We start from the raw sequence: 23832 nt of genomic DNA on the forward strand, positions 1-23832 counted from the left end.
TTCTGGTGCGTGAGTCACTAGAATATTCGCCCTTGATTCTGGAGTCGGGCTATCGCCGGCTAACGTCTGTGCAACGAGGAATATCCATGCAAGTTTCTGTTGAAAACACTTCCGCTCTCGAGCGCCGCATGACCATCGCCGTTCCGGCCGAGCGCGTCGAGAACGAAGTCAACAAGCGTCTGCAACAGACTGCCCGTCGCGCCAAGGTCCCGGGCTTCCGTCCAGGCAAGGTGCCAATGAGCGTTATCCGTCAGCGTTACGAAGACGCTGCCCGCCAGGAAGCCTTCGGTGACCTGGTCCAGGCCTCCTTCTATGAAGCCGTGGTCGAGCAGAAGCTGAACCCGGCTGGCGCCCCGGCTGTCGAGCCTAAGTCGTTCGAGAAAGGCAAGGACCTCGAGTTCGTCGCCGTCTTCGAAGTCTTCCCTGAATTCACCGTTGCCGGCTTCGAGTCGATCAACGTCGAGCGCCTGAGCGCCGACGTCGCTGACGCCGACCTGGACAACATGCTGGAAGTGCTGCGCAAGCAGAACGTCCGTTTCGAAGCCGTCGAGCGCGCTGCCGAGAAAGACGACCAGGTCAACATCGACTTCGTCGGCAAGATCGACGGTGAGGCCTTCGCCGGTGGTTCGGCCAAGGGCACCCAGCTGGTACTGGGTTCCGGCCGCATGATCCCGGGCTTCGAAGATGGCCTGGTTGGCGCCAAGGCCGGTGAAGAGCGCGTCGTCAACGTGACCTTCCCCGAGGACTACCAGAACCTGGATCTGGCCAACAAGGCCGCCGAGTTCACCATCACTGTCAACAGCGTTTCCGCACCTGTGCTGCCAGAGCTGAACGAAGCCTTCTTCGCCCAGTTCGGCATCAAGGAATCCACCCTGGAAGGCTTCCGCACCGAAGTTCGCAAGAACATGGAGCGCGAACTGCGCCAGGCCATCAAGGCCAAGGTCAAGAACCAGGTCATGGACGGTCTGCTGGCCGCCAACCCGGTAGACGTGCCGAAAGCCCTGCTGGAAAACGAAGTCAACCGTCTGCGCGTGCAGGCTGTCCAGCAGTTCGGTGGCAACATCAAGCCTGAGCAACTGCCGGCCGAGCTGTTCGAAGAGCAAGCCAAGCGCCGTGTGGTCCTGGGCCTGATCGTCGCCGAGGTGGTCAAGCAGTTCGAGCTGAAGCCGGACGATGCCAAGGTTCGCGAGATGATCGAGGAAATGGCTTCCGCTTACCAGGAGCCTGAGCAGGTCATCAACTGGTACTACAAGAACGACCAGCAACTGAACGAAGTCCGTTCGGTTGTGCTGGAAGAGCAAGTTGTAGATACTGTCCTGCAGAAAGCGACTGTGACCGACAAGTCGGTCTCGTACGAAGAGGCTGTCAAGCCAGCACAGGCTCCTGCCGAAGCTGAGTGATTTGCTACTCTCGTAGGAAACCCCACAAGCCAGCCTTCGGGCTGGCTTGTGCGTTATTAAAGCCATGACTATTTGGGAGTGAGTGCAGGACATGTCCCGCAATTCTTATATTCAGCAGAGCTCTGACATCCAGGCCGCAGGCGGTCTGGTCCCGATGGTTATCGAGCAGTCCGCCCGTGGCGAACGTGCCTACGACATCTACTCGCGCCTGTTGAAGGAGCGTGTGATCTTCCTGGTGGGTCCTGTAGAGGACTACATGGCCAACCTGGTTGTGGCGCAGCTGCTGTTCCTTGAAGCGGAAAACCCGGACAAGGATATCCATCTGTACATCAACTCGCCGGGTGGCTCGGTCACCGCAGGCATGTCGATCTACGACACCATGCAATTCATCAAGCCGGACGTCTCCACCATCTGCATCGGCCAGGCCTGCAGCATGGGCGCCTTCCTGCTGGCAGCCGGTGCGGCAGGCAAGCGTCACTGCCTGCCGAACTCGCGCGTGATGATTCACCAGCCGCTGGGCGGCTTCCAGGGCCAGGCGACCGACATCGAGATCCATGCCCAGGAAATCCTCAGCATCAAGGCGCGCCTGAACGAGCTGCTGGCCTTCCACACCGGCCAGGACCTCGAGACCATCAAGCGCGACACCGAGCGTGACAACTTCATGAGCGCCTCGCGCGCGGCCGAGTACGGCCTGGTCGACTCGGTCTACGACAAGCGGCAACTGGTATCCTGAGCCCAGGCGCCAGAGCGGGCGGGCGCCGAAAGGGCCCGCCTGCGGACTTGAAAAAGCCCGCAATTGCCTTCATCTTGTGTTGCAAGCCTACCGGATTGGATCGATCGAATGACTGACACCCGTAACGGCGAGGACAACGGCAAATTGCTCTATTGCTCCTTCTGCGGCAAAAGCCAGCACGAAGTGCGCAAATTGATTGCCGGGCCCTCGGTATTTATCTGCGACGAGTGCGTCGACCTGTGCAACGACATCATCCGAGAGGAGGTGCAGGAAGCCCAGGCCGAGAGCAACGCGCACAAATTACCTTCGCCGAAAGAAATCAGCGGTATCCTGGACCAGTACGTCATTGGTCAGGAGCGCGCCAAGAAGGTGCTTGCCGTAGCGGTGTACAACCACTACAAGCGCCTGAACCAGCGTGACAAGAAGGGCGACGAGGTCGAACTCGGCAAGAGCAACATCCTCCTGATCGGGCCTACCGGCTCGGGCAAGACCCTGCTCGCCGAAACCCTCGCGCGCCTGTTGAACGTGCCGTTCACCATCGCCGACGCCACCACCCTGACCGAAGCCGGTTATGTGGGTGAGGACGTCGAGAACATCATTCAGAAGCTGTTGCAGAAGTGCGACTACGATGTGGAAAAGGCCCAGATGGGCATCGTCTACATCGACGAGATCGACAAGATCTCGCGCAAGTCGGACAACCCGTCCATCACCCGTGACGTCTCGGGCGAGGGCGTGCAGCAGGCATTGCTGAAGCTGATCGAGGGCACCGTGGCTTCCGTGCCGCCCCAGGGTGGCCGCAAGCACCCGCAGCAGGAGTTCCTGCAGGTCGACACGCGTAACATCCTGTTCATCTGCGGTGGCGCATTCTCGGGTCTCGAGAAGGTCATCCAGAACCGCTCCACCAAAGGTGGTATCGGTTTCGGCGCGGAAGTGCGCAGCAAGCAGGAAGGCAAGAAGGTGGGTGAGTCGCTGCGCGAAGTCGAGCCGGACGATCTGGTCAAGTTTGGCCTGATTCCGGAATTCGTCGGTCGCTTGCCGGTTCTGGCCACGCTCGACGAGCTGGACGAAGCGGCGTTGATGCAGATTCTCACCGAGCCGAAGAACGCCCTGACCAAGCAATACGCCAGGCTGTTCGAGATGGAAAGCGTGGACCTCGAGTTCCGCAGCGACGCGCTCAAGGCCGTTGCTCGCAAGGCCCTGGAGCGCAAGACCGGCGCCCGTGGCCTGCGTTCGATCCTCGAAGGCGTGCTGCTCGACACCATGTACGAGATTCCTTCGCAGAAGGATGTCAGCAAGGTGGTGATCGACGAGAGCGTCATCGACGGTACTTCGCAGCCGCTGCTGATCTACGAGAACAACGAGCCGCAAGCCAAGGCCGTGCCTGACGCCTGAGTCGCACGCCTGATACGTTGAAGCAGAAAGGGGCCCGCGGGCCCCTTTCTGCTTTTCTGGCGCCAGCGCTTGTATTTTTGCGGACCTGCCCCCACATTAGCTCCAAGCACTATTTCCACCGGTTTCCGGCCACAAGGCCGCTGTAGAGGCGAAATCATGAAGACCACCCTCGACTTGCCTCTTTTGCCATTGCGCGATGTCGTCGTCTATCCGCACATGGTTATCCCGCTGTTCGTGGGACGCGAGAAGTCCATCGAAGCCCTAGAGGCCGCAATGACGGGCGAAAAGCAGATCCTCCTGCTGGCCCAGAAGAATCCAGCCGACGATGATCCGGGCGAAGATGCCCTGTATCGCGTCGGCACCATCGCTACCGTCCTGCAACTGCTCAAGCTGCCTGATGGCACCGTCAAGGTGCTGGTCGAAGGCGAGCAGCGCGGTGCGGTCGAGCGCTTCACCGAGGTCGAAGGCCACGTTCGCGCCGAAGTCAGCCTGATCGACGAGGTCGAGGCGGCCGAGCGCGAGTCCGAAGTGTTCGTGCGCAGCCTGCTGTCGCAGTTCGAGCAGTACGTTCAGCTGGGCAAGAAAGTGCCTGCCGAAGTGCTGTCCTCGCTCAACAGCATCGAAGAGCCGGGGCGCCTGGTCGATACCATGGCCGCACACATGGCGCTGAAGATCGAGCAGAAGCAGGAAATCCTCGAGATCATCGACCTGTCTGCCCGTGTCGAGCACGTACTGGCGCTGCTGGACGCGGAAATCGACTTGCTGCAGGTCGAGAAGCGCATCCGTGGCCGGGTCAAGAAGCAGATGGAGCGCAGCCAGCGCGAGTACTACCTGAATGAGCAGATGAAGGCCATTCAGAAGGAGCTCGGCGACGGCGACGAAGGCCACAACGAAGTCGAGGAGCTGAAAAAGCGTATCGATGCTGCTGGCCTGCCCAAGGATGCCCTCACCAAGGCCCAGGCCGAGCTGAACAAGCTCAAGCAGATGTCGCCGATGTCCGCCGAGGCCACGGTGGTGCGCTCTTACCTCGACTGGCTGGTGCAGGTGCCCTGGAAAGCCCAGAGCAAGGTGCGTCTGGATCTGGCCAAGGCCGAAGAGATCCTCGATTCGGACCACTACGGCCTGGAAGAGGTGAAGGAGCGTATTCTCGAGTACCTCGCGGTCCAGAAGCGCGTGAAGAAGATCCGTGGCCCCGTCCTGTGCCTCGTCGGGCCGCCCGGCGTGGGCAAGACATCGCTGGCCGAGTCGATCGCCGCTGCCACCAATCGCAAGTTCGTGCGCATGGCCTTGGGTGGTGTGCGTGACGAGGCCGAGATCCGTGGTCACCGCCGTACCTACATCGGCTCTATGCCGGGTCGCCTGATTCAGAAGATGACCAAGGTCGGGGTGCGCAACCCGCTGTTCCTGCTCGACGAGATCGACAAGATGGGCAGCGACATGCGCGGCGATCCGGCCTCGGCACTGCTCGAGGTGCTCGACCCGGAGCAGAATCACAACTTCAACGATCACTACCTGGAAGTCGACTACGACCTCTCGGACGTGATGTTCCTGTGCACCTCCAACTCGATGAACATTCCGCCAGCGTTGCTGGACCGGATGGAGATCATTCGTCTGCCGGGCTACACAGAGGACGAGAAGGTCAACATTGCGGTCAAGTACCTGGTGCCCAAGCAGGTCAAGGCCAACGGCCTCAAGAAGGAAGAGCTGGAGGTCGACGTCGCCGCGATCCGCGACATCATCCGCTACTACACTCGAGAAGCCGGTGTGCGTGGTCTGGAGCGCCAGATTGCCAAGGTCTGCCGCAAGGTGGTCAAGGAGCATGCGGGCAACAAGCAGGTGAAGGTCAAGGTCACCGGCGACCAGCTCGAACACCTGCTGGGTGTGCGCAAGTTCCGTTATGGTCTGGCCGAAACCCAGGACCAGATCGGCCAGGTCACAGGCCTTGCCTGGACCCAGGTCGGCGGTGAGCTGCTGACCATCGAGGCGGTCGTGATTCCTGGCAAGGGGCAGTTGATCAAGACCGGCTCGCTCGGCGATGTCATGGTCGAATCGATCACTGCCGCACAGACCGTGGTACGCAGCCGCGCCCGCAGCCTGGGTATCGCTGCCGATTTCCACGAGAAGCACGACGTGCACATCCACATGCCTGAGGGCGCCACGCCGAAGGATGGCCCGAGTGCCGGTATCGGCATGTGCACTGCACTGGTCTCGGCGCTGACCCAGATTCCGGTGCGTGCCGACGTGGCGATGACCGGTGAAATCACCCTGCGCGGTCAGGTGCTTGCCATCGGCGGGCTGAAGGAAAAACTGCTTGCGGCGCACCGCGGCGGGATCAAGACAGTCATCATTCCCGAGGAAAATGTGCGTGACCTGAAGGAGATTCCTGAAAATATAAAACAGGATCTGCAAATCAAACCGGTTAAATGGATTGACGAGGTCCTGCAAATTGCGCTGCAATACGCCCCGGAGCCCTTGCCAGATGTGGCTCCGGAGATTGTCGCGAAAGAAGAGAAGCGCGACAGCGATGCTAAGGAAAGAATTAGCACGCACTAGTTCGTATCTCATTGGGGGCCTTCGGTTGACAGCTTTTTCGGGCCCTTGCTATAAAGCGGCACGCCAGTGTCAACAGGCCACCCAATGATCGTTTCATAAGCTTTTCATTACATACTTAGAAACAAACTCAATAGAGATATAAGGGGACTTAGAGTGAACAAGTCGGAACTGATTGACGCTATCGCCGCTTCTGCTGACATCCCGAAAGCTGTAGCCGGCCGCGCGCTGGACGCAGTAATTGACTCCGTAACCGGTGCCCTGAAAGCAGGCGACGACGTCGTTCTGGTTGGCTTTGGTACCTTCTCCGTCAAGGAGCGCGCTGAGCGCACCGGCCGTAACCCGCAAACCGGCAAGGCGATCAAGATCGCTGCTGCCAAGGTTCCAGGCTTCAAAGCTGGCAAAGGCCTGAAAGACGCCGTCAACTAAGTCGTCTCTTTCAGCCGGACCCGGCCTGGCCAGGTCCGAGCACGTAGCGGCGGGGGCCGCAAACGTTCCCGCCTGCCACGTTTGCTAAGAAAAGGCGCATCCTCGGATGCGCCTTTCTTTTATCAGGATTCTACCCACTCTCCGCGGTTGTCGATGCAGTGGTACGACCGTTTCTGGGGGACGCATGCTGCAGAATATCAGGGACAATTCACAGGGTTGGATTGCCAAGACCATCATTGGCCTCATCGTCGTGCTGATGGCACTGACCGGTTTCGAGGCCATCTTCCAGGCCGCCAGCCACAGCCAGGATGCCGCCAAGGTGAATGGCCAGACCATCAGCCAGAACGAGCTGAGCCAGGCCGTCGACATGCAGCGCCGCCAGCTGATGCAACAGCTGGGCAAGGATTTCGATCCGGCGATGCTGGACGAGAAGATGCTGCGTGAGGCCGCACTCAAGGGGCTGATCGAACGCAAGCTGCTGTTGCAGGGTGCCGAAGACGCCAAGTTCGCTTTCTCCGAGGCGGCACTGGATCAGTTGATCCTGCAGACGCCTGAGTTCCAGGTCGATGGCAAGTTCAGCGCCGAGCGCTTCGACGCCGTCATCCGCCAGATGGGCTACGGCCGCATGCAGTTCCGCGAAATGCTCGCCCAGGAAATGCTCATCGGCCAGCTGCGTACCGGCCTGGCAGGCAGCAGCTTCGTTACCGACAAACAAGTCGACGCCTTCGCCCGTCTGGAAAACCAGACCCGCGATTTCGCTTCGCTGACCTTCAAGGCCAACCCGGCCGCAGTCAAGGTGAGCGATGAAGAGATCAAGGCTCATTACGATCAGCACGCCAAGGAATTCATGACCCCTGATCAGGTGGTCATCGATTACATCGAGCTCAAGAAAGCTGCGTTCTTCGACCAGGTTTCGGTCAACGAAGACGAGCTCAAGGCGCTGTACGAAAAGGAAATCGCCAACCTCGCGGAACAGCGCCGCGCTGCGCACATCCTGGTCGAAGTCAACGACAAGACCGATGATGCCCAGGCCAAGGCCCGCATCGAAGAGATCCAGCAGCGCCTGTCCAAGGGTGAAGACTTCGCCAAGTTGGCCAAGGAGTTCTCCCAGGATCCGGGCTCGGCGGCCAATGGCGGTGACCTCGGCTTCGCAGGTCCGGGTGTCTATGACCCGGCCTTCGAGGATGCCCTGTACAAGTTGAACAAGGACCAGGTGTCGGCACCGGTTCGCACCGAGTACGGCTACCACCTGATCAAGCTGCTGGGCGTCGAGGCGCCTGAAGTGCCTACCTTCGCCAGCCTGAAGGACAAGCTGACCCACGAGCTGAAAACCCAGCAGGTCGAGCAGAAGTTCGTCGAAGTCACCAAGCAACTGGAAGACTCGGCCTTCGAAGCCTCCGACCTGGCGCAGCCTGCGCAGGAACTGGGCTTGAAGGTACAGACCTCGGCACCGTTCGGCCGTGAGGGCGGCGAGGGCATCACTGCCAACCGTTCGGTGATCCAGGCTGCGTTCAGTGAAGAGGTGATGGACGAAGGCGCCAACAGCAGTGCCCTGGAGCTGGACCCTGAGACCGTGGTGGTACTGCGTGTGAAAGAGCACCGCAAGCCGGAGCAACTGGCGCTGGAAGTCGTGTCGAAGAACATCAGAGAACACCTGGCCAAGGAGAAGGCGACCGCCGAGCTCAAGGCCAAGGCGGACAAGCTGATTGCCGGCCTGCGTGATGGTTCGATCGCCAAGGGCGCCGACCAGGAAGGGCAGAAGTGGAAGGTGCAGGAGGCGGTGACCCGCAACCAGGACGGCATCGACCCAGCCGAACTGCAGGCCGCGTTCCGCATGGCCAAGCCTGAGTCCAAGGACAAGCCGGTCTACGGCAGTGTCGTCCTGGGTGACGGCAGCCTGGTAGTGCTGCAGCTCAAGGGTGTCAACGAAGGTGCTGCCGCCTCCGACGAGGAGAAGGTGCAGATTCGTCGCTACCTCGCTTCGCGCGCAGGCCAGCAGGACTTCGCTGCCTTCCGCAAGCAACTGGAAGCCAGCGCCGACATCACCCGTTACTGAGTGCTGTCGTCGTGAAGAAACAGGCCGCTTAAGCGGCCTGTTTCGTTTTCGGCATCTCCAGGTATTTTCGCGGACAGGCCCGCGAAAAAGTCAGCGCCGATACTCCTGCCTAGCGCTGCTCCCCCTCATGACTGTCCAGGGTATCCCGCGCAATCTCACGCCCCAGTGCGATCAGCTCCGGCGCCTTGTAGAACTCGAAGAACCGGCATACCCGCTTCGGCACGTTGATCAGTACATCCGGCGGATACCCGGCGATCTTGTACTGTGCCAGCGAGGTCTGCATCACCTCGAAGCTCTGGTTGATCAGGTCGAGTAGCGATGCAGGTCCGACGTTATCGATGATGAACGAACCGGTCGCCGACTTGGGGGCGCCTTCGCGTTCCGGGGCCGCTGCCGGTTGCTGGCTTTCCGGGTCGGCGGGGTCGCTCAGCCACGGGTTTGTCTGGCTCATGCGTTCGGCGACGATTTCCTGCTCGATGCGCATCAGCTGCTCGGCCGGCTTGCGGCGAAACGGCATGCGCGACCCCAGCGAACTGATCACCGATTCGAAACGCATCCTGAACGCCGCCGGGCGTTCGATCACCGGCAACTGGTACTGTTTCTGATTGGTGGCGTTGAGGTTGACCGCGATGATCAGGTCGCAGTGACTGGACACCACCGGCACGATCGGCAATGGATTGAGAATACCGCCATCGACCAGCATGCGGTTGCCCTGCATGACGGGCGTGAACAGGCTGGGAATCGCCGCCGAGGCGCGCATGGCCTGGTGCAGGCAGCCTTCCTGGAACCAGATTTCCTGCTGGTTGGTCAGGTCGGTGGCAACGGCGGTATAGGGGATTCGCAGTTGTTCGATATTGATCTCGCCGACGATCTTGCGGATTTGTCCAAATACCTTGTCACCACGAATGGCGCCCAGGCGAAAGCTCACATCCACCAGGCGCAGCACGTCGAGGTAGTCCAGGCTTTCTATCCAGCGACGGTATTCGTCGAGCTTGCCGGCGGCATAGATGCCACCAATCACCGCGCCCATCGAGCAACCGGCGATGCAGGCGATTTCGTAGCCGCGACGCTCGATCTCCTCGATCACGCCGATGTGCGCATATCCCCGGGCACCGCCCGAACCGAGCACCAGTGCGACACGCTTGCTCATACTTTTCCCCCCAAGGCATTTCGCGCGTATTCCAACAATGCACCCATTGGTGCCGGTGCTTCAATGTCGTTGCGCGCTGGGCTACGCTGAGCATGGCACTTTTCACGTTGCCGGCCGTCGAACAGCGACTGTTTTGTCCTTCTTGAGGTAATGCCCGATGAAAGCCTGGATCTGCCTTCCCCTGATTGCCCTGGCCCTTGCTGGCTGTGCGGGCAAGACGGCCTATCGCGACAGTTGCGCGACTCAGTTGGATGCGGCCTGGAAGGAGCTCGACCTCGCCAAGGCCGAAGGGTTTGCCGGTACCGTGAGCTACTCCAAGGCGCTGTCATTGCTGACTGGAGCCAAGACCCAGCAGCAGTTCGAGGCGTTCGAGGGGTGCAGCAGCAAAGCCGAGCGAGCACGTTTCTATATCCGTGAGTCCCGTGCAGGCCGTTGACCGAGGAGGCTGATATGCCCGCGATGCTCGATCATGTAGTCGCTCAGGTCCTGGCCCTGCAGGTGCGTCTACTGGCCTGCCGGGAACGCCTGGCCGCCGATACCGACAGCGAAGCCCTGCACGACCTGCGCACCAGTGTCAGGCGCCTGCGCAGTCTGCTGCGACCCTTGCGCGCGCTGCCGGGTGTCGAACAGTTGGAGGATGCAGCGAAATCGCTGGGCACGCTCACCACGCCTCCGCGCGACCGTGAGGTGCTGGCCGATCAGTTGATCTCTGCTGGGTACGTGCACGCCGGGCAGCGGCGCCTGCAGGGCAGGGCGGCAGCTTTCGCCAGCGTCGCTGCCAGCCCGCAGTTGGCCCGGCTGCTGGCGATACTCGATTCATTCCCCCTGTTCCTGCGTGCTTCGCAACGCGAAGGCCTGGCGAATGACTTGGGCACGCGCATCGACAAACGCCTGCGCAAGCAATGGCGCAAGCTGGAAGCGGCCATCGACGATCCGGCCCACGACCGGCATCGCTTGCGTCTGTTGATCAAACGGGTGCGCTACGGCGATGAGGCCTACCCGCAGTTGCGCCATGCAGGGAAGAAGCTTCAGAGGCTGCTCAAGCAGGCGCAAGGCGACCTGGGCGATTGGCATGATCGTGTTCAATGGCTGCTGCAGTTGCGCGAGCATCCCGACCTGGCGCCGTGCGAGGCGGCTTGGGAAACCGAGTTGCATGAGACCGAGCGTGCCAGCGATGCCACCTTGGCGTCGTTGCGCAAAGCCCTGTCGCGTCGATAACCCCAGTAAATGACCGATATGCGGGCTGCCCTGTGCCAGCCTGCTGGTTACCATGCGCCTTGACCCCGTTGTCGATAGAGGCCAAGGACTTCCATGAATTTCGATGAACTGCTAGAGGCCGTGCGCCGTCACCCGGCGTCGGTCAGTATCCCACCAGACTGGGCCCAGGGCCGCGCTTCGTTTGGCGGGTTGATGGCGGCGTTGGTCTATGAGGCGATGTGTCAGAAGATCAGCGATGGGCGGCCAGTGCGCTCGTTGGCCATCAGTTTCGTCGGCCCGGCGGCCCCGGATGTGCCGATACGCTTCGAGGCCGAGGTGCTGCGTGAGGGCAAGGCTGTGAGCACGCTGCTGGGGCGTGCGATCCAGGATGGGCAGGTGGTGACGCTGGTGCAGGGCAACTTCGGTGCCGGACGCCCGTCGGTGGTGGAGGTGCAGGCCGAGCCAGCGCCACCGTTCAAGGCTCTGGAGGATTCGGCGCCGGAGTTACCCTACATCAAGGGCGTCATGCCTGAATTCATGCGCAAGGTGGCGCTGCGCTGGGCGATCGGGGGGCTACCCTTCAGCGGAAACGCATCGCGCCAGATGGGCGGCTGGGTGCGTCTGCGCGACCTCCCGGAGGCGCCGCTTGAAGTGTCGCACCTGCTGGCGCTGGTCGATGCCTGGCCGCCGAGCCTGATGCCTTTTCTCAAGCAACCTGCCGCAGGCAGCACCCTGACCTGGACCATTGAGTTCGTCCAGCCATTGCCGGAGCTGAGCACGCACGACTGGTACCAGTATTGTGTAGAGACCGAGCACGCCCGTGATGGTTATGGGCATGCCGCAGCCCGCTTATGGTCGGCCGATGGCCGTTTGTTGGCCTTGAGCCGGCAGACGGTGACGGTGTTTGCCTGAGCCTTGCCGCGTGTTCAGGGCCGATGCTTGTGTCTTTCGCGCCAGGCACGCCACCAGCCACCGCTCAGGACGAAACGTGGGAAGGTGATGAACTGTTCGGTCAACAGACGTTTCAGGGCGTCCTGTCGATCACTGAACGGCTCGGGTTGCTCGGCCTCCAGGCGATGGCCCTGGCGCTGCATGGCAAGCCCTGCGATCAGCGCGATCACGCCTACCGCAAGCTGGGTGATGTCGAGCGAGAACAGGCCTGAAAGCACCAGCAGAGCACCAAGGATGAACAGCGGTACGGCAATCAGGTGCAGCACCAGGTTGGTCGGGTGGCGGTGATTATGGTGGTAGCCGCGCCATTGCCAGGCGGGCAGATTCGGCAGACGTTTGCTCATGGACAATTCCCCTTGGTCATGTCCAGAGCTTAGTGCGGCCCCCCGCAGGGGGCCAATCGAGGCTGTTTATCGGGACTATAGCTTGAGCTGGCCGATGGCTTTGTTCAGTTCGCCGGCGAGGGTCGCCAACGCATTGCTGGTGGTGGCCGATCCTACGGTCTGCTGTACGGTTTCTTCGGTGACGTCGCGGATGCTCACCACTGCCCGGTTCATCTCCTCGGCGACCTGGCTCTGCTGCTCGGCGGCCACGGCGATCTGTGTGTTGCTCTCGCGCATCTGCGCTACCGCGCGGGTGATTTCGGCCAGCGCATCGCCGGCTTCGCGGGCCTGCTTGACGCAGTCGTCGGCCTTGTAGGAGCTCTCTTGCATGTACTCCACGGCATCACGGGTGCCGTCCTGAAGCGCGGACACCATGGTGGTGATCTCGTTGGTGGAGTTCTGCACGCGCTTGGCCAGGTTGCGTACTTCGTCGGCCACCACCGCGAAGCCGCGACCCAGGTCGCCGGCGCGTGCGGCTTCGATGGCGGCGTTGAGGGCCAGCAGGTTGGTCTGTTCGGCGATGCTGTGGATCACGCTGACCACGCCGTTGATCTTCTGGCTGTCGTCGGCCAGTTGGCGAATCATCTCGGCAGTCTGCTGCACGCCACTGGACAGCCCGGCAATGGAATCCTGTACCCGGCTGACCACTTCCTGGCCGCTGCCGGCGAGGCTGTCGGCGCTTTGCGACAGGTCACGGGTGGCGCCGGCGTGCTGGGCGATGTGATGCACGGTGGCGGACATCTCGTTGATCGCTGTCGCGGCCTGGTCGGTCTCGCTCTGCTGGCCGATCATGCCGTGGCGTACTTCGTCCATGCTCGTGGCCAGACGTGCGGCGCCTGAGTCCAGTTGCGCGGCAGTGTGGGCCACCGTGCTGACCACGCGGTGGTAGGTCGTCTGCATGGCATTGAAGGCTCCGGCCATCTGGCCCACTTCGTCGCCACAGGCCAGCGGCACGCGCGCCGACAGGTCGCCGGTTTTTTCCACGTGCAGCATCACATCCTTGAGGGTGTTGAGCTGGCTGAGCAGGAAGCGGATCAGCAGCTGCGAAGCGCCAAGCATCGCCAGCATGAGAATCAGTACGCACACCGCGTAGTTGCTGAACCGGTCGATGAATACCTGGCGCAGGCTTGGCGATTGCGCCAGCACGGCAATGTGCTGATTGCCCTGGCGCAGCACCTGGGCGCCGCGCAGCGGATCGTCGCCAAACAGCCAGGCCGCGGGCAACGCGACCCAGCCTTGGCCGTCACGCAGTGCCTCGACGGGCTCGCCTTTGAAGCTCGGGGTCTGGCCTTCCTGCCAAGTGATCATCTGTGGCAGATGGGGGAGGGGTTGTGCAGCGGGCCAGGTGGCCAGCAGTTCGGCCTGGGCGACGGCATGCGCCTGGGCCGATTCGGCGCGGGCCTGCTGCTCCAGGTAGACCGCGTAGAGCACCAGCAGCAAGGTGGTGACGAAGGCCACCGCATTGACTGCCCAGAATTTGTACTTCAGGGAAATATTGCTAAGCCAGGCACCCATGGTAGGTCTTCTCTGAGTTGAGCGGAAACATTATTGGCAAGGTGCCATCATTGTGTCCGCTCGCGCGCGAAGCCTTTATGACATGCGTCAAGGGAGCTTGAAGAAATCCTTGGCCGTGGCCGTGGTGTGCTGGGCGCAGTGCTCAAGGCTTTCACCCCGGTGCAAGGCGACTTCACGCAGTACTTCAGGCAGGAACGCCGGTTCGTTGCGTCCGCTCTTCGGTTTCGGCCGCAGGGTGCGCGGCAGCAGGTAGGGCGCATCGCTTTCGAGCATCAGTCGGCCTTCGGGAATATTGCCTACCAGTGGATGCAGGTGCGTCCCGCGTCGCTCGTCACAGATCCACCCGGTGATGCCGATGTGCAGGTCCAGGTCGAGGTAGGCGAACAGCGCCTGGCGCTCGCCAGTGAAGCAATGCACCACGGCGGCTGGCAACTGGTCGCGGTAGTGCCTGAGGATTGCCAATAGCCGCTCGCTGGCATCGCGTTCATGCAGGAAGACCGGCAACTGCACTTCGGCGGCCAGGGCCAGTTGAGCTTCCAGGGCTTTTTCCTGCTGTGGACGGGGGGAGAAGTCACGGTTGAAGTCCAACCCGCATTCACCCACGGCAAGCACCCGCGGCTGAGCCAGCAGATCGCGCAGGGTGCGTTCGCTGGCGCCTTCCCAATGGCTGGCATCGTGAGGGTGGACGCCGGCCGTGCTGAACAGGTGTTGGCCAGCCTCATCCAGGCGCTGGCATAGCAGCAGGGCCTCTTCGCTGACGGCAAGGCTGGTGCCGGTCAAAACCATCTGCGCCACGCCGGCGGCCAGGGCGCGTTCGACGATCGCCGCCTGCTGGTCGTGAAAGCTGCTGTTGGTCAGGTTGACGCCGATATCGATCAGTTGCATGGTGCTACCTCGTGCCGCGGGGCGGCCAGCATAGCAAAATCTGCAAGTTCGCAGAAAAACCAAGAACTTCAAACGTTTGCCATGGTCTCTTGCCGTCATTTGTCATGCGCACCGCTCGGCGCATGGTTTCGCCAACCGCTTCTGGACCCTTCTTCATGCTGCGAACCCTGCTGACGACCTTGCTGTTGCTCGGGCTGATCGCCGCAGCGCCTGCCATCGCCCGCGAAACCGGCCCGTTGCAGCATGTGCCGGCGAGCCAGAGTCGCGACCTTGCGCAGATTCGAGCGAGCAAGGTGTTGCGGGTGCTGGTCAACCAGAGCCGCAACAGCTCAGGCGAGGTCAAGGGCGAACCGGTGGGTATCGAGTACTATCGCCTGCGCGCGCTGGAGCATTTTCTCAATGCGCGGGTCGCGGACGGTCAGGAAATCACGCTGCAGATCGTCCCGCGCGCCAAGGAACAACTGATAGGCGCCCTGCAGCGCGGTGAAGGCGACCTTGCCGCGCCTGGCGAATTGCTTGATGCGGGGCTGGTGCAGGGCGTCGGAGTCAGTGCGCCGGTGCTTGACCAGGTGCCGCTGATGCTGGTCGGACGCAAGGGTGAGCGAGCCTTCAGCCGGGTCGAGCAGCTGTCCGGGCGCACCATCGCCCTGACCACCGCCAGCGCTGCCGGTGCGGTGATCGAGCAGATCAACCAGCAGTTGGCCCTGCGCAAGCGCCCGCTGGTGAAGATCGAGTGGGTCGATCCGACCCTGGCAGTCGAAGATGTACTGGAGATGGTCCAGGCCGGCATCTATCACCTGACCGTAGTGGAGCGCCCCATCGCCCAGCGCTGGGCGCGGGTGATGCCCAAGCTGCGCCTGGACACCCAGTTGCGTCTGAGCCAACCTCAGGCCATGCGCTGGTATGTGCGCAAGGATGCCGAGCAGTTGCTGGCCAGCGTGGACCGCTTCCTTGCCGTTTACCGCGCGCCGGACAACCAGGATGCAGCCTTCGAGCGCATCTATCGACGCCAGTACCGCGTGCACAATCCGTTGGCCCGCCAGGACCGCCAGCGCCTGGAGTCGCTGCGCGCGGTGTTGCAGAAGCACGGCGCCGAGCAGCAGATCGACTGGCTCAACCTGGCGGCCCTGGCGTTCAAGGAGTCGACATTCGATCCCAAGGCCCGTGGTACAGGGGGCGCCCATGGGCTGATGCAGATCACCCCGGCCGCCGCGCAACGGGTGGGCGTGAGCAATACCGCCACGGTCGATGGCAATGTTCAGGCCAGCGCGCGCTACCTCGCGCTGATCCGACGCAAGTTCTTTTCCAGCCCGCAGCTCAATGAGCGTGAGCGCATGGCCTTCATTCTTGCCGCCTACAACCTCGGCCCGGAACGCGTCCAGGCAATGCGCGCCGAGGCCCGTCGCCGTGGCCTCAACGGTAACCAGTGGTTTTTCCAGACCGAGCGCATCGCCATGGAGCAGGTGGGTATGGGGCCGGTGAACTTCGTCAACAGCGTCAACAAGTACTTCCTGGCATTCAACCGGGAGCGCAGCGCCTTGGAGCGGGTCGCGAAACGTTGATAAATCGACTTTTTCGATTTGTTTGTTAGGTTTTTTGCGGTTTTCTTATTCGTTGGTTTGATTAAGATGGCGGCCATTCCAACCTGACATTTCAAGGAAGCTCACCCGATGAATCCCTCCCTCAACGCCCTGTTCGTCACCCGTGCCGGTTTCGGCCTCAGCATCATCCGCATCCTGGTCGGCATCATCTTCATGGCGCATGGCTCACAGAAGCTGTTCGGCCTGTTCGGTGGCTATGGCCTGGAAGGCACCGGTCAATGGATGGAGAGCATTGGCCTGGCCCCTGGCTATCTGATGGCCCTGCTCTCGGGCAGCGCGGAATTCTTTGGCGGCCTGGCACTGCTGCTCGGCCTGCTGGCCCGCCCGGCTGCGCTGGCGCTGAGCGTGACACTGGTGGTCGCGATCTTCTCGGTGCACATCGGCAATGGCCTGTTCATGTCCAACAACGGCTACGAGTTCGCCCTGGCGCTGTTGGGCGGCACGCTGGCGGTACTGGTCGAAGGGGCAGGGCGCCTGTCGCTGGATCGCCTGATCGCCCGCTGACATCTCGCTGCAACCCGCCTGCGGCAAGCTGCAAGTGAACGCCCACTTGCAGCTTGCCGTTCGACGCTCTACGATACCGCTTGCGCCGATTTAAACAGCTACTTGCGGGGCGCAGGAGAGGCCCCAGGGCAATCCGAAATACCGCTAAAGCGCTGGTTCGGTGACGCCTCCCACCGCTGCCCAGCGGGATTCGCGAGGCGCAGAGATACCACCATGAGTTGCCCACGTACCAGTGTTTGCCTGACCCCACTGCCTGCTGACCAGGCATCCCGCACACCGCGCATCCTGCTCGGTGGCCAGCATCAACCTACACTTCTGCGTAACCTCGACGGCTTTTCGCGCCGCAAGGGCCAGGCCCGTGCCTTCCTCATCCAGTTCGCCGAAGCGGCTTGCAACCTTGCCCATTACGCCAATGACCGCTTTGACCTGGCTGTGATCCAAGCTCCGATCGGCGAGGATGCTGGCGAGATCATCGGCCAGTTGACCCGCATCGCGCGCCAGGGCCTGATCACCCGCCGCTGAGCAAGGTGTGGCGGCGCCTGTTTTTGGTTAAGCTCGGTAACCCAGCAGGCCCAAGGCGCCTGCTGTGGCTGTGCCGAGGAGAGCAAGCGGTTTGAGTACCAACATCATCACCACCGAAGGTCATGAAGCCCTCAAGAAGGAGCTGGATCACCTGTGGCGCGTCTACCGCCCCGAGATCACCCAGAAGGTGACCTGGGCTGCGTCGCTGGGGGATCGCAGCGAAAACGCCGATTACCAGTACAACAAGAAATTGCTGCGCGAGATCGATCGGCGGGTCCGCTACCTGCGCAAGCGCCTCGAGGATGTGAAAGTCGTCGCCTATTCCCCGGAGCAGGAAGGCAAGGTGTTCTTCGGTGCCTGGGTCGAGATCGAGAACGACGACGGCGAAACCCTGACGTTTCGCATCGTCGGTTACGACGAGATCTATGGCCGTAACGACTACATTTCCATCGACTCGCCCATGGCCCGTGCGCTGCTGAAAAAAGAAGAGGGCGATGAGGTGCTGGTGCAAACGCCCACGGGTGAAGCGACCTGGTACATCAATCGCATCCACTACGGCGCCCAGTGAGCGCATTCAGGTACAGCCGCCCCAATGTGTCCCCCGCCACCGCAATCTGCGCCTCGCTCAACGAGGCGTAACCCACCAGTACGCCCGCCGGCCAGGCATGTTCACGGGTGAACAGTCCGAGCGGCTGAAGCATCAGGCCCTGCTCGTGGGCCTGTTGGCAAAATTGCTGTTCGTTGCAGCCTTCAGGCAACCAGAGGATGAAATGCAGCCCTGACTGCTCGCCGACAATCCGCACCTCAGTGTGCCGGCGCAGCCTGTCGATGAGCAGGTCGCGGCGCTGCTGGTAGGTCTGCCGGGCAATGCGCAGGTGGCGTGCATACTGGCCGTTGCCGAGCATCTGCTCCAGCGCCCGCTGGCCGAGGGCGCCAGGCGCCTGCCCGGAGATCGTCAGCGTGTCCAGCATTTCGGCGTGCAGGCGCCGGGGAACCACGGCAAAGCCCAGGCGCAGGTTACTGAACAAGGTCTTGTTGAAACTGCCGCAGAACAGCACTTGGTCGTGGTGGTCGATCGCCTTGATCGCCGGCAGCGGTGCACTCGCATAGTTGTACTCGCTGTCGTAATCGTCCTCGATGATTATCGCGTCCCGTGCCTGCGCCCAGTCGAGCAGGGCCTGGCGGCGTTCGACGCTCATGCAGATGCCCAGTGGCGCTTGATGGGCGGGTGTAACCTGTACCGCCCCGAGTGTTTCATGGTCGGCAAGGGCATCGACGCGCAGGCCCTGTTCGTCGAGCGGCGTGCTGAACAGCCTGTGCCCCGAACGCTCGAAAATCCGCCTGGCCCAGGCATAGCCTGGGTCCTCAACGGCGAGCGCTCGGTGCTTGGGCAGCACGCGGCTGAACAGGTCGAGGGTGTGACGAATGCCGTGGGTGACCAGGATGTCATCCGCCTCGCAGTCGATACCCCGATAGAGCTTCAAGTGCGCTGCGATGGCCTGGCGCAGGCTTGGGTCACCCTGCGCAGGGAGGCTTTCAAGCAGGCCGGCGCCGTCCAGGCGTGCCGGAAAAAGAGGCTGCTCCAGCAAGTTCGGGTCGGGCAGGCGGGCGACGAAGGGGACCCGCGCTTGCACCTGCGCCTGCACCGACTGCGGGTCGGGCATCGGCCGAGGTAGCGACGCCTGGCCGGCCGGGTTGCCGGATGCGATCAGGGTATCGGGCAGTTGCAAGGTGACCTGCGACCCTGCGCCCTGGCGCCGCTCGATGAAGCCTTCCAGCTTGAGCTGCTCGAACACCGCCTCCAGCGTGCCACGCGCCACGCCCCAGCGCTGTGCCAACGTGCGTGTGGAGGGCAGCAGGGTGCCGGGTGGCAGATGGCCGCTGACCACCAGCTCCTGGAGAAATCCATGCAGCAGCCGGTGCTTGCCGGTAGCGCTACCGGCAGACAGCTCGAACGGCAGGGCGAGATCGAGGGCAATGGCTTGTTTGCCTCTGGCCATAGTGGTCCATATTCGGGAAGGCCTAATGGGCCTTCATCTTATGCAGCGCCGCCCCTAACCTCAATCGCGTGACGCAGAGCCTTTGCGTCGTACCTGCAGGACCTCCTGACCTTCATTCAAGGAACATCGAATCATGTGTATAGCGGTGGGGCTGCGTTCGCCCGTCCGATTGTCTTTTGCCTTGCGGGTGCAGCCATGAACCGGCCCGGATTGTCAGTGGCCTTGCTGGCCGCAGTGGTAGTGCCGCAGGTCGGGCTGGGCATCATGGTGCCGGCCTCGGCGCAACTGGCCGAGCAGTTGCAGGTTGGCCTTGGCCAGGTGCAGAGCACACTGGTGATGTACATGGTCGGCTATGCGCTGTCGATGGTGCTGGCCGGGCTGCTGTGTGATCGCTACGGCCCGCGGGCAGTACAACTGGGCGGGCTGCTGCTGGCAGCGTGCGGTACCGGGCTTGCGGCCAGCGCCACGTCCTTCCTGCCCTTCATGATCGGCCGCCTGCTGCAAGCATTGGGCGGCTGCGTCGGCACGGTGACCACCCGTATGGTGGTGCGCGAGGTGTTCACCGAGCGCGAGCGCATGGGCATTCTCACCACGCTGGCTTCGGCCATCGCCATCACCCCGTGCCTGGCGCCGTTGCTGGGTGGCGCGTTGCTGCCGCCGTTTGGCTGGCGCGGGATTCTGGGGCTGGTGGGGGCATTCAACCTGCTGGTACTGCTGGTGTTCTGGCGCCTGGTGCCGAGGCTGCCGGGGACAGGCCAGGGCGTTACTCCGGGCCTGGTGCTGCGGGTGTACGGACGCAACCTGGGCAACGCTGCGTTCGTTTTTCATGCAGCCTGCATTAGCCTGGTTTGGATGAGCTACTTCGGCTTCCTGTCTTCATCGTCCTACGCCTTCCAGGTTGTCCTGGGGTTCAGCGCATCCGAATACGGCGCGCTGATCGCCATCTGTGCACTGGGTTATGTCACCGGCAGCTTTCTGGCCCGGCGCCTGAGTCGCCAGCATGACCTGGCGCTGATCCTGGCGGTCGGGGCCGCTGTCGGTACTGTCGGCTGGGTTGGCCTGTGGTTGGCCGTTCACCTGGCAGGGCCGGTGGCGGGAGCGTTCGTGGTTCCGATGATGACAATCCTGTTGAGCACTGGCATGGTGATTCCGGCGACCCAGGCAGGGCTGCTGCGTTGTGTGCCGCGGGATATCGGACTGTCCACCGGTCAGTTCTTCTTCCTGCAGATGGTCAGCGGTGCGGCGTATGGCTTTCTTGCCAGCCACTGGCCGCATTTGGATGTGAGCCAGTTGGCATGGTTGGTGGGCGCGCCGATGGTGCTGCTCACCGTGCTCACCGTGCTCACAGGCACGGCGAGCATGCGCCGTCGGCTCAGGTCTCGCGCAGAACGCTCAGTGGCGTTGCATTGAGTGCTCGCCGGGTGCCGAACACACCGGCCCCGCCGACCAGGACCGCGCCCAGCACGGGCAGTACCAGCAGCCACGGATGCGGCGCCCAGTGCAGGTCGAAGGCATAGCGGTACAGGGCCCAGGTGATCAGTTCGCAGCCCAGGGCAGCGAGCAGGCCGCTGGCGGCGCCAAGCAGGCCGAACTCGATGCGCCGGGCCTTGACCAGTAGCGCACGGCCGGCGCCCAGGGCGCGCAGTAGCGCGCCTTGGCGGATACGCTCGTCCAGGGTGGCCTGCAGGCCGGCGAACAACACGGCAAGGCCCGCCGCGAGCACGAACAGCAGTACGTACTCCACCGCCAAGGTGACCTGGGCGAGGATGCTGCGCAGTTGCCCCAGCAGCGCATCGACCTGGAGGATGGTCACCGCCGGAAACGCCCGCGACAGGGCGACCACGTCGTTATCGTGGCCCGGCGCGAGGTAGAAGCTGGTCAGGTAGGTGGCGGGCAGGCCTTGCAAGGTGCCGGGCTGGAAAATCATGTAGAAGTTCGGCTGGAAGCTGTCCCAGTGCACCGTACGCAGGCTGCTGACCCGTGCCTGGCGGTGCTCGCCGCCGATGTCGAAGGTCAGCAGGTCACCCAGTTTGAGCTTGAGGCTTGCGGCCAGCTCGGCTTCTACCGATACCGCGGGTGGCCCGTCGGTCGCCGGGGGCGTCTGCCACCAATCGCCTTCGCTCAAGGCATTGCCCTGGGGCAGTTCGGCGGCCCAGGTCAGGCTCAGGTCGCGCTGCACGGCACGATCGCCCGTAGATTCCTTGCTCACCAGCTGCTGTACCGGCTGATCGTTGATATGGGTGAGGCGCCCGGGGATCACTGGGTACAGCGGCGCCGAGGTGGCATTGACCTCGCGCAGGCGCTGGGCAAAGGGTTCGCGCTCGTCTGGCAGGATGTTCAGCGCGAAGTGGTTGGGGGCATCCTTGGGTAGTTGCGCCTGCCAGTTGTCCAGCAGCTCGGCGCGCAGTAGCGCGACCAGGGCCATGGCCAGCAGGATCAAGCCGAAGGCCAACGCCTGGCCGGCGGCTGCCAGCGGATGGCGCAGCAACTGACCCAGCCCCAGGCGCCAGGGCAGCGGCGAGCCGACCAGCAACCGGCGTAGGCTGCGCAGGCCCAGCAGTAGCAGGCCACCAAGCAGCAGCGCGGCGATCAGGCCGCCGCCGAGCAGGGCGAAGGTCAGCAGCAGGTCCAGGCTCAGGCGCCACATGATCAGGCCAAGGGCGAACAATGCGGCGCCATAGACCAGCCAACTGCTGGGCGGTACCGGCAGCAGGTCACGGCGCAGCACGCGCAAGGGCGGTACCCGGCCCAGAGCGGCGAGCGGAGGCAGGGCGAAGCCGGCCAGCGCCACCAGGCCGGTGCCGATGCCAGCCAGTGCCGGGGCGATGCCGCCCGGCGGAACGGTACTGGGCAGCAGCCCCTGCAGGAGGGCGAACAGACCCAGTTGCGCGAGCCAGCCAAGCAGGGCGCCGGCGAGCGCCGCCACCAGCCCCAGCATCGCCAGTTGCAGCGAGTACAGGCCCAGCGCCTGGTGTCGTGACAGCCCCAGGCAGCGCAGCAGGGCGCTGGCGTCCAGGCGGCGGGCGGCATAGCGACTGGCCGACAGCGCCACGGCCACACCGGCCAGCAGCACCGCGACCAGGCTGGCCATGTTCAGGTAGCGTTCGGCGCGACCCAGGGCGCCGCCGATCTGGCGGTTGCCGTCACGGGTGTCGAGCAGCCGCTGGTTGGCGGCAAGATCCTTCTCCACCGCCTGGCGATATTGCACCAGGGTGTCCGGCTCGCCGCGCCACAGGTCGCGATAGGTGACACGGCTTCCTGGCTGGATCACACCGGTGGCGTCCAGGTCTGCGATGTTCATCAGCACGCGTGGGGTGAGGCTGTAGAAGTTGCCGGCGCGATCCGGTTCGTAGGTCAGCACGCGGGTCATGCGCAGGGTCTTCATGCCGACGTCGATGCTGTCGCCCAGTGTCAGCCCCAGTGCCGCCAACAGGCGCGCCTCGACCCAGGCTTCGCCGGCCGCCGGCCCCCCGCCGGGCGTCTCGCTGCCATAGGGCGTGGCGGCGCTGCGCAGTTGGCCACGCAGTGGATAGGCCGGGTCGATGGCCTTGATGCTCGACAACTGGATACCGGCATCGGCGGCCACCACGCTGGTGAACTCCACCACGCGGGCGTGGGTCAGGCCACGCGAAGTACCGGCATCGATCTGCGCCGCCTGGGCGGCGGACGACCCTTGCAGCACAAGGTCAGCAGCGAGGAATTCGCTGGCCCGCAATTGCATGGCACCGTTGAGGCGGGCGCCGAAGTAACCAATGGCGGTGCTGGCGGCGACGGCCACCAGGAGCGCGAAGAACAGTACTCGCACTTCACTTGCGCGGGCGTCACGCAGCAGTTGGCGCAGGGCCAGGGCGCACAGGCGCATGAACGGCAGGCGGGTCATCATGGCTCCAGGGGCGCCACCAGGCGTCCGGCGTCCAGGCGGATCAGGCGACGGCAGCGCTTGGCCAGCCGCTCGTCATGGGTCACCAGCACCAAGGTGGTGCCGCGTTCCTTGTTGAGCTCGAACAGCAGGTCGCTGATGCGCTCGCCGGTATGGCTGTCGAGATTGCCGGTGGGCTCGTCGGCGAACAGTACTGCCGGGTGCGCCGCGAACGCACGGGCAATCGCCACCCGTTGCTGCTCGCCGCCGGACAACTGGCGTGGGGTGTGGCTCAGGCGCTGGCCCAGGCCGACCCGTTCGAGCAGGGTGCGGGCCTGCTCGCGGGCGTCGCGGCGACCGTCCAGCTCCAGGGGCAGCATGACGTTTTCCAGGGCATTGAGGCTGTCGAGCAACTGGAACGACTGGAACACGAAACCGACGTGTTCGGCACGCACCCGTGCGCGCTGGTCTTCGTCCAGGGGGCCAAGGTCGTGGCCGGCGAGCACGACACTGCCATCACTGGGGCGGTCAAGGCCTGCGAGCAGGCCGAGCAGGGTCGACTTGCCCGAGCCGGATGCACCGACGATGGCCAGGCTGTCGCCCTGGTCGAGGTCGAGAGAAAGCGGGTGGAGGATGGTGAGGTCGCCTTCCGCGCTGGGGACCACTTTGCTAAGGTTCTGCGCAACGAGAATGCTGGGGCCCATG

At 63.1% G+C, this 23832-nt stretch carries 21 protein-coding genes; 14 read left to right on the forward strand and 7 right to left on the reverse strand.

All coding sequences use genetic code 11. From position 1 onward, the window contains the following. The first annotated feature begins 86 nt into the window (after window positions 1-86). The 6 genes from tig (at window position 87) to IAE40_RS12150 (ending at window position 8560) form a co-directional block, all read left to right on the forward strand. Window positions 87-1400: a trigger factor gene (gene tig, locus IAE40_RS12125; RefSeq protein WP_054892390.1), complete on the forward strand. Its 1314-nt coding sequence runs from the start codon at window positions 87-89 to the stop codon at window positions 1398-1400. Window positions 1401-1491: 91 nt separating this feature from the next. Continuing rightward, window positions 1492-2133: an ATP-dependent Clp endopeptidase proteolytic subunit ClpP gene (clpP, locus tag IAE40_RS12130; RefSeq protein WP_029613529.1), complete on the forward strand. Its 642-nt coding sequence runs from the start codon at window positions 1492-1494 to the stop codon at window positions 2131-2133. 108 nt (window positions 2134-2241) lie between these two features. Further along, complete coding sequence (clpX, locus tag IAE40_RS12135; protein WP_065861265.1) at window positions 2242-3525, forward strand: ATP-dependent Clp protease ATP-binding subunit ClpX; 1284 nt, start codon at window positions 2242-2244, stop codon at window positions 3523-3525. 156 nt (window positions 3526-3681) lie between these two features. Continuing rightward, window positions 3682-6078, forward strand: coding sequence for an endopeptidase La (lon, locus tag IAE40_RS12140; protein ID WP_054892388.1), 2397 nt, complete (start codon window positions 3682-3684; stop codon window positions 6076-6078). Window positions 6079-6231: 153 nt separating this feature from the next. After that, entirely contained in the window at window positions 6232-6504 is a 273-nt protein-coding gene (gene hupB, locus IAE40_RS12145; protein WP_054892387.1) for a nucleoid-associated protein HU-beta, read from the forward strand. A gap of 184 nt (window positions 6505-6688) precedes the next feature. Beyond that, entirely contained in the window at window positions 6689-8560 is a 1872-nt protein-coding gene (locus IAE40_RS12150) for a SurA N-terminal domain-containing protein (RefSeq protein WP_200603237.1), read from the forward strand. 109 nt (window positions 8561-8669) lie between these two features. Here IAE40_RS12150 and IAE40_RS12155 read toward each other — a convergent pair whose 3' ends face one another. Next, on the reverse strand, window positions 8670-9710 hold the full coding sequence (locus IAE40_RS12155) for a patatin-like phospholipase family protein (protein WP_112897885.1): 1041 nt from the start codon (window positions 9708-9710) through the stop codon (window positions 8670-8672). A gap of 157 nt (window positions 9711-9867) precedes the next feature. Here IAE40_RS12155 and IAE40_RS12160 point away from each other — a divergent pair, with 157 nt between their 5' ends. From IAE40_RS12160 to IAE40_RS12170, 3 genes are all read left to right on the forward strand, one after another. Then, entirely contained in the window at window positions 9868-10146 is a 279-nt protein-coding gene (locus tag IAE40_RS12160) for a hypothetical protein (RefSeq protein WP_054892384.1), read from the forward strand. A gap of 14 nt (window positions 10147-10160) precedes the next feature. After that, on the forward strand, window positions 10161-10928 hold the full coding sequence (locus IAE40_RS12165) for a CHAD domain-containing protein (protein WP_197890036.1): 768 nt from the start codon (window positions 10161-10163) through the stop codon (window positions 10926-10928). A 93-nt stretch (window positions 10929-11021) separates the two neighbouring features. Beyond that, window positions 11022-11819, forward strand: coding sequence for an acyl-CoA thioesterase (locus IAE40_RS12170; protein WP_200603238.1), 798 nt, complete (start codon window positions 11022-11024; stop codon window positions 11817-11819). A 14-nt stretch (window positions 11820-11833) separates the two neighbouring features. On the opposite strand, the gene IAE40_RS12175 is transcribed toward IAE40_RS12170, so the two are convergent. From IAE40_RS12175 to IAE40_RS12185, 3 genes are all read right to left on the reverse strand, one after another. Then, window positions 11834-12202 carry an Mpo1-like protein gene (locus tag IAE40_RS12175; RefSeq protein WP_125930339.1) on the reverse strand — a complete coding sequence of 123 codons (369 nt, stop codon included), beginning with the start codon at window positions 12200-12202 and terminating at the stop codon, window positions 11834-11836. Between the two features lie 75 nt (window positions 12203-12277). Continuing rightward, the gene (locus IAE40_RS12180; RefSeq protein ID WP_200603239.1) at window positions 12278-13756 is read right to left on the reverse strand and encodes a methyl-accepting chemotaxis protein; all 1479 of its coding nucleotides are present in this window, start codon (window positions 13754-13756) and stop codon (window positions 12278-12280) included. A gap of 87 nt (window positions 13757-13843) precedes the next feature. After that, window positions 13844-14641, reverse strand: a complete 798-nt coding sequence (locus IAE40_RS12185; RefSeq protein ID WP_200603240.1) for a TatD family hydrolase — start codon at window positions 14639-14641, stop codon at window positions 13844-13846. 155 nt (window positions 14642-14796) lie between these two features. Between IAE40_RS12185 and IAE40_RS12190 the strand changes: the two genes are divergently transcribed. The 4 genes from IAE40_RS12190 (at window position 14797) to greB (ending at window position 17836) form a co-directional block, all read left to right on the forward strand. Next, the gene (locus IAE40_RS12190) at window positions 14797-16203 is read left to right on the forward strand and encodes a transglycosylase SLT domain-containing protein (protein ID WP_197890044.1); all 1407 of its coding nucleotides are present in this window, start codon (window positions 14797-14799) and stop codon (window positions 16201-16203) included. Window positions 16204-16311: 108 nt separating this feature from the next. Then, window positions 16312-16746, forward strand: coding sequence for a DoxX family protein (locus IAE40_RS12195; RefSeq protein ID WP_054892377.1), 435 nt, complete (start codon window positions 16312-16314; stop codon window positions 16744-16746). A 213-nt stretch (window positions 16747-16959) separates the two neighbouring features. Beyond that, window positions 16960-17268, forward strand: a complete 309-nt coding sequence (locus tag IAE40_RS12200; RefSeq protein ID WP_054892376.1) for a hypothetical protein — start codon at window positions 16960-16962, stop codon at window positions 17266-17268. A gap of 91 nt (window positions 17269-17359) precedes the next feature. After that, window positions 17360-17836, forward strand: a complete 477-nt coding sequence (gene greB, locus IAE40_RS12205; RefSeq protein ID WP_063544128.1) for a transcription elongation factor GreB — start codon at window positions 17360-17362, stop codon at window positions 17834-17836. Here greB and pdxR read toward each other — a convergent pair. Beyond that, window positions 17808-19268, reverse strand: coding sequence for a MocR-like pyridoxine biosynthesis transcription factor PdxR (gene pdxR / locus IAE40_RS12210; protein WP_200603241.1), 1461 nt, complete (start codon window positions 19266-19268; stop codon window positions 17808-17810). The two genes, greB and pdxR, sit on opposite strands and share 29 nt — an antisense overlap. A 195-nt stretch (window positions 19269-19463) precedes the next feature. Here pdxR and IAE40_RS12215 point away from each other — a divergent pair, with 195 nt between their 5' ends. After that, window positions 19464-20678 carry an MFS transporter gene (locus IAE40_RS12215; RefSeq protein ID WP_200603242.1) on the forward strand — a complete coding sequence of 405 codons (1215 nt, stop codon included), beginning with the start codon at window positions 19464-19466 and terminating at the stop codon, window positions 20676-20678. Here the strand turns inward: IAE40_RS12215 and IAE40_RS12220 are convergent. Beyond that, window positions 20641-23148, reverse strand: a complete 2508-nt coding sequence (locus IAE40_RS12220) for an ABC transporter permease (RefSeq protein WP_197890280.1) — start codon at window positions 23146-23148, stop codon at window positions 20641-20643. The genes IAE40_RS12215 and IAE40_RS12220 overlap by 38 nt on opposite strands. Then, entirely contained in the window at window positions 23148-23831 is a 684-nt protein-coding gene (locus IAE40_RS12225) for an ABC transporter ATP-binding protein (RefSeq protein ID WP_063544135.1), read from the reverse strand. Before IAE40_RS12225 ends, IAE40_RS12220 begins: the two co-directional genes overlap by 1 nt. Window position 23832 lies beyond the last annotated feature (1 nt).

It is taken from the genome of Pseudomonas sp. S44, from assembly GCF_016624805.1.
GTDB lineage: Bacteria > Pseudomonadota > Gammaproteobacteria > Pseudomonadales > Pseudomonadaceae > Aquipseudomonas > Aquipseudomonas machongensis.

Excerpts from the sequence above, each read along its gene's own strand:
- IAE40_RS12200 (WP_054892376.1), top strand. The coding sequence starts at position 16,960 with ATGAGTTGCCCACGTACCAGTGTTTGCCTGACCCCACTGCCTGCTGAC.
- IAE40_RS12225 (WP_063544135.1), bottom strand. The coding sequence starts at position 23,831 with ATGGGCCCCAGCATTCTCGTTGCGCAGAACCTTAGCAAAGTGGTCCCC.
- lon (WP_054892388.1), top strand. The coding sequence starts at position 3,682 with ATGAAGACCACCCTCGACTTGCCTCTTTTGCCATTGCGCGATGTCGTC.
- IAE40_RS12220 (WP_197890280.1), bottom strand. The coding sequence starts at position 23,148 with ATGACCCGCCTGCCGTTCATGCGCCTGTGCGCCCTGGCCCTGCGCCAA.
- clpP (WP_029613529.1), top strand. The coding sequence starts at position 1,492 with ATGTCCCGCAATTCTTATATTCAGCAGAGCTCTGACATCCAGGCCGCA.
- IAE40_RS12185 (WP_200603240.1), bottom strand. The coding sequence starts at position 14,641 with ATGCAACTGATCGATATCGGCGTCAACCTGACCAACAGCAGCTTTCAC.
- IAE40_RS12170 (WP_200603238.1), top strand. The coding sequence starts at position 11,022 with ATGAATTTCGATGAACTGCTAGAGGCCGTGCGCCGTCACCCGGCGTCG.
- IAE40_RS12195 (WP_054892377.1), top strand. The coding sequence starts at position 16,312 with ATGAATCCCTCCCTCAACGCCCTGTTCGTCACCCGTGCCGGTTTCGGC.
- IAE40_RS12180 (WP_200603239.1), bottom strand. The coding sequence starts at position 13,756 with ATGGGTGCCTGGCTTAGCAATATTTCCCTGAAGTACAAATTCTGGGCA.
- IAE40_RS12190 (WP_197890044.1), top strand. The coding sequence starts at position 14,797 with ATGCTGCGAACCCTGCTGACGACCTTGCTGTTGCTCGGGCTGATCGCC.
- IAE40_RS12155 (WP_112897885.1), bottom strand. The coding sequence starts at position 9,710 with ATGAGCAAGCGTGTCGCACTGGTGCTCGGTTCGGGCGGTGCCCGGGGA.
- clpX (WP_065861265.1), top strand. The coding sequence starts at position 2,242 with ATGACTGACACCCGTAACGGCGAGGACAACGGCAAATTGCTCTATTGC.
- IAE40_RS12175 (WP_125930339.1), bottom strand. The coding sequence starts at position 12,202 with ATGAGCAAACGTCTGCCGAATCTGCCCGCCTGGCAATGGCGCGGCTAC.
- IAE40_RS12150 (WP_200603237.1), top strand. The coding sequence starts at position 6,689 with ATGCTGCAGAATATCAGGGACAATTCACAGGGTTGGATTGCCAAGACC.
- pdxR (WP_200603241.1), bottom strand. The coding sequence starts at position 19,268 with ATGGCCAGAGGCAAACAAGCCATTGCCCTCGATCTCGCCCTGCCGTTC.
- IAE40_RS12165 (WP_197890036.1), top strand. The coding sequence starts at position 10,161 with ATGCCCGCGATGCTCGATCATGTAGTCGCTCAGGTCCTGGCCCTGCAG.
- IAE40_RS12160 (WP_054892384.1), top strand. The coding sequence starts at position 9,868 with ATGAAAGCCTGGATCTGCCTTCCCCTGATTGCCCTGGCCCTTGCTGGC.
- tig (WP_054892390.1), top strand. The coding sequence starts at position 87 with ATGCAAGTTTCTGTTGAAAACACTTCCGCTCTCGAGCGCCGCATGACC.
- IAE40_RS12215 (WP_200603242.1), top strand. The coding sequence starts at position 19,464 with ATGAACCGGCCCGGATTGTCAGTGGCCTTGCTGGCCGCAGTGGTAGTG.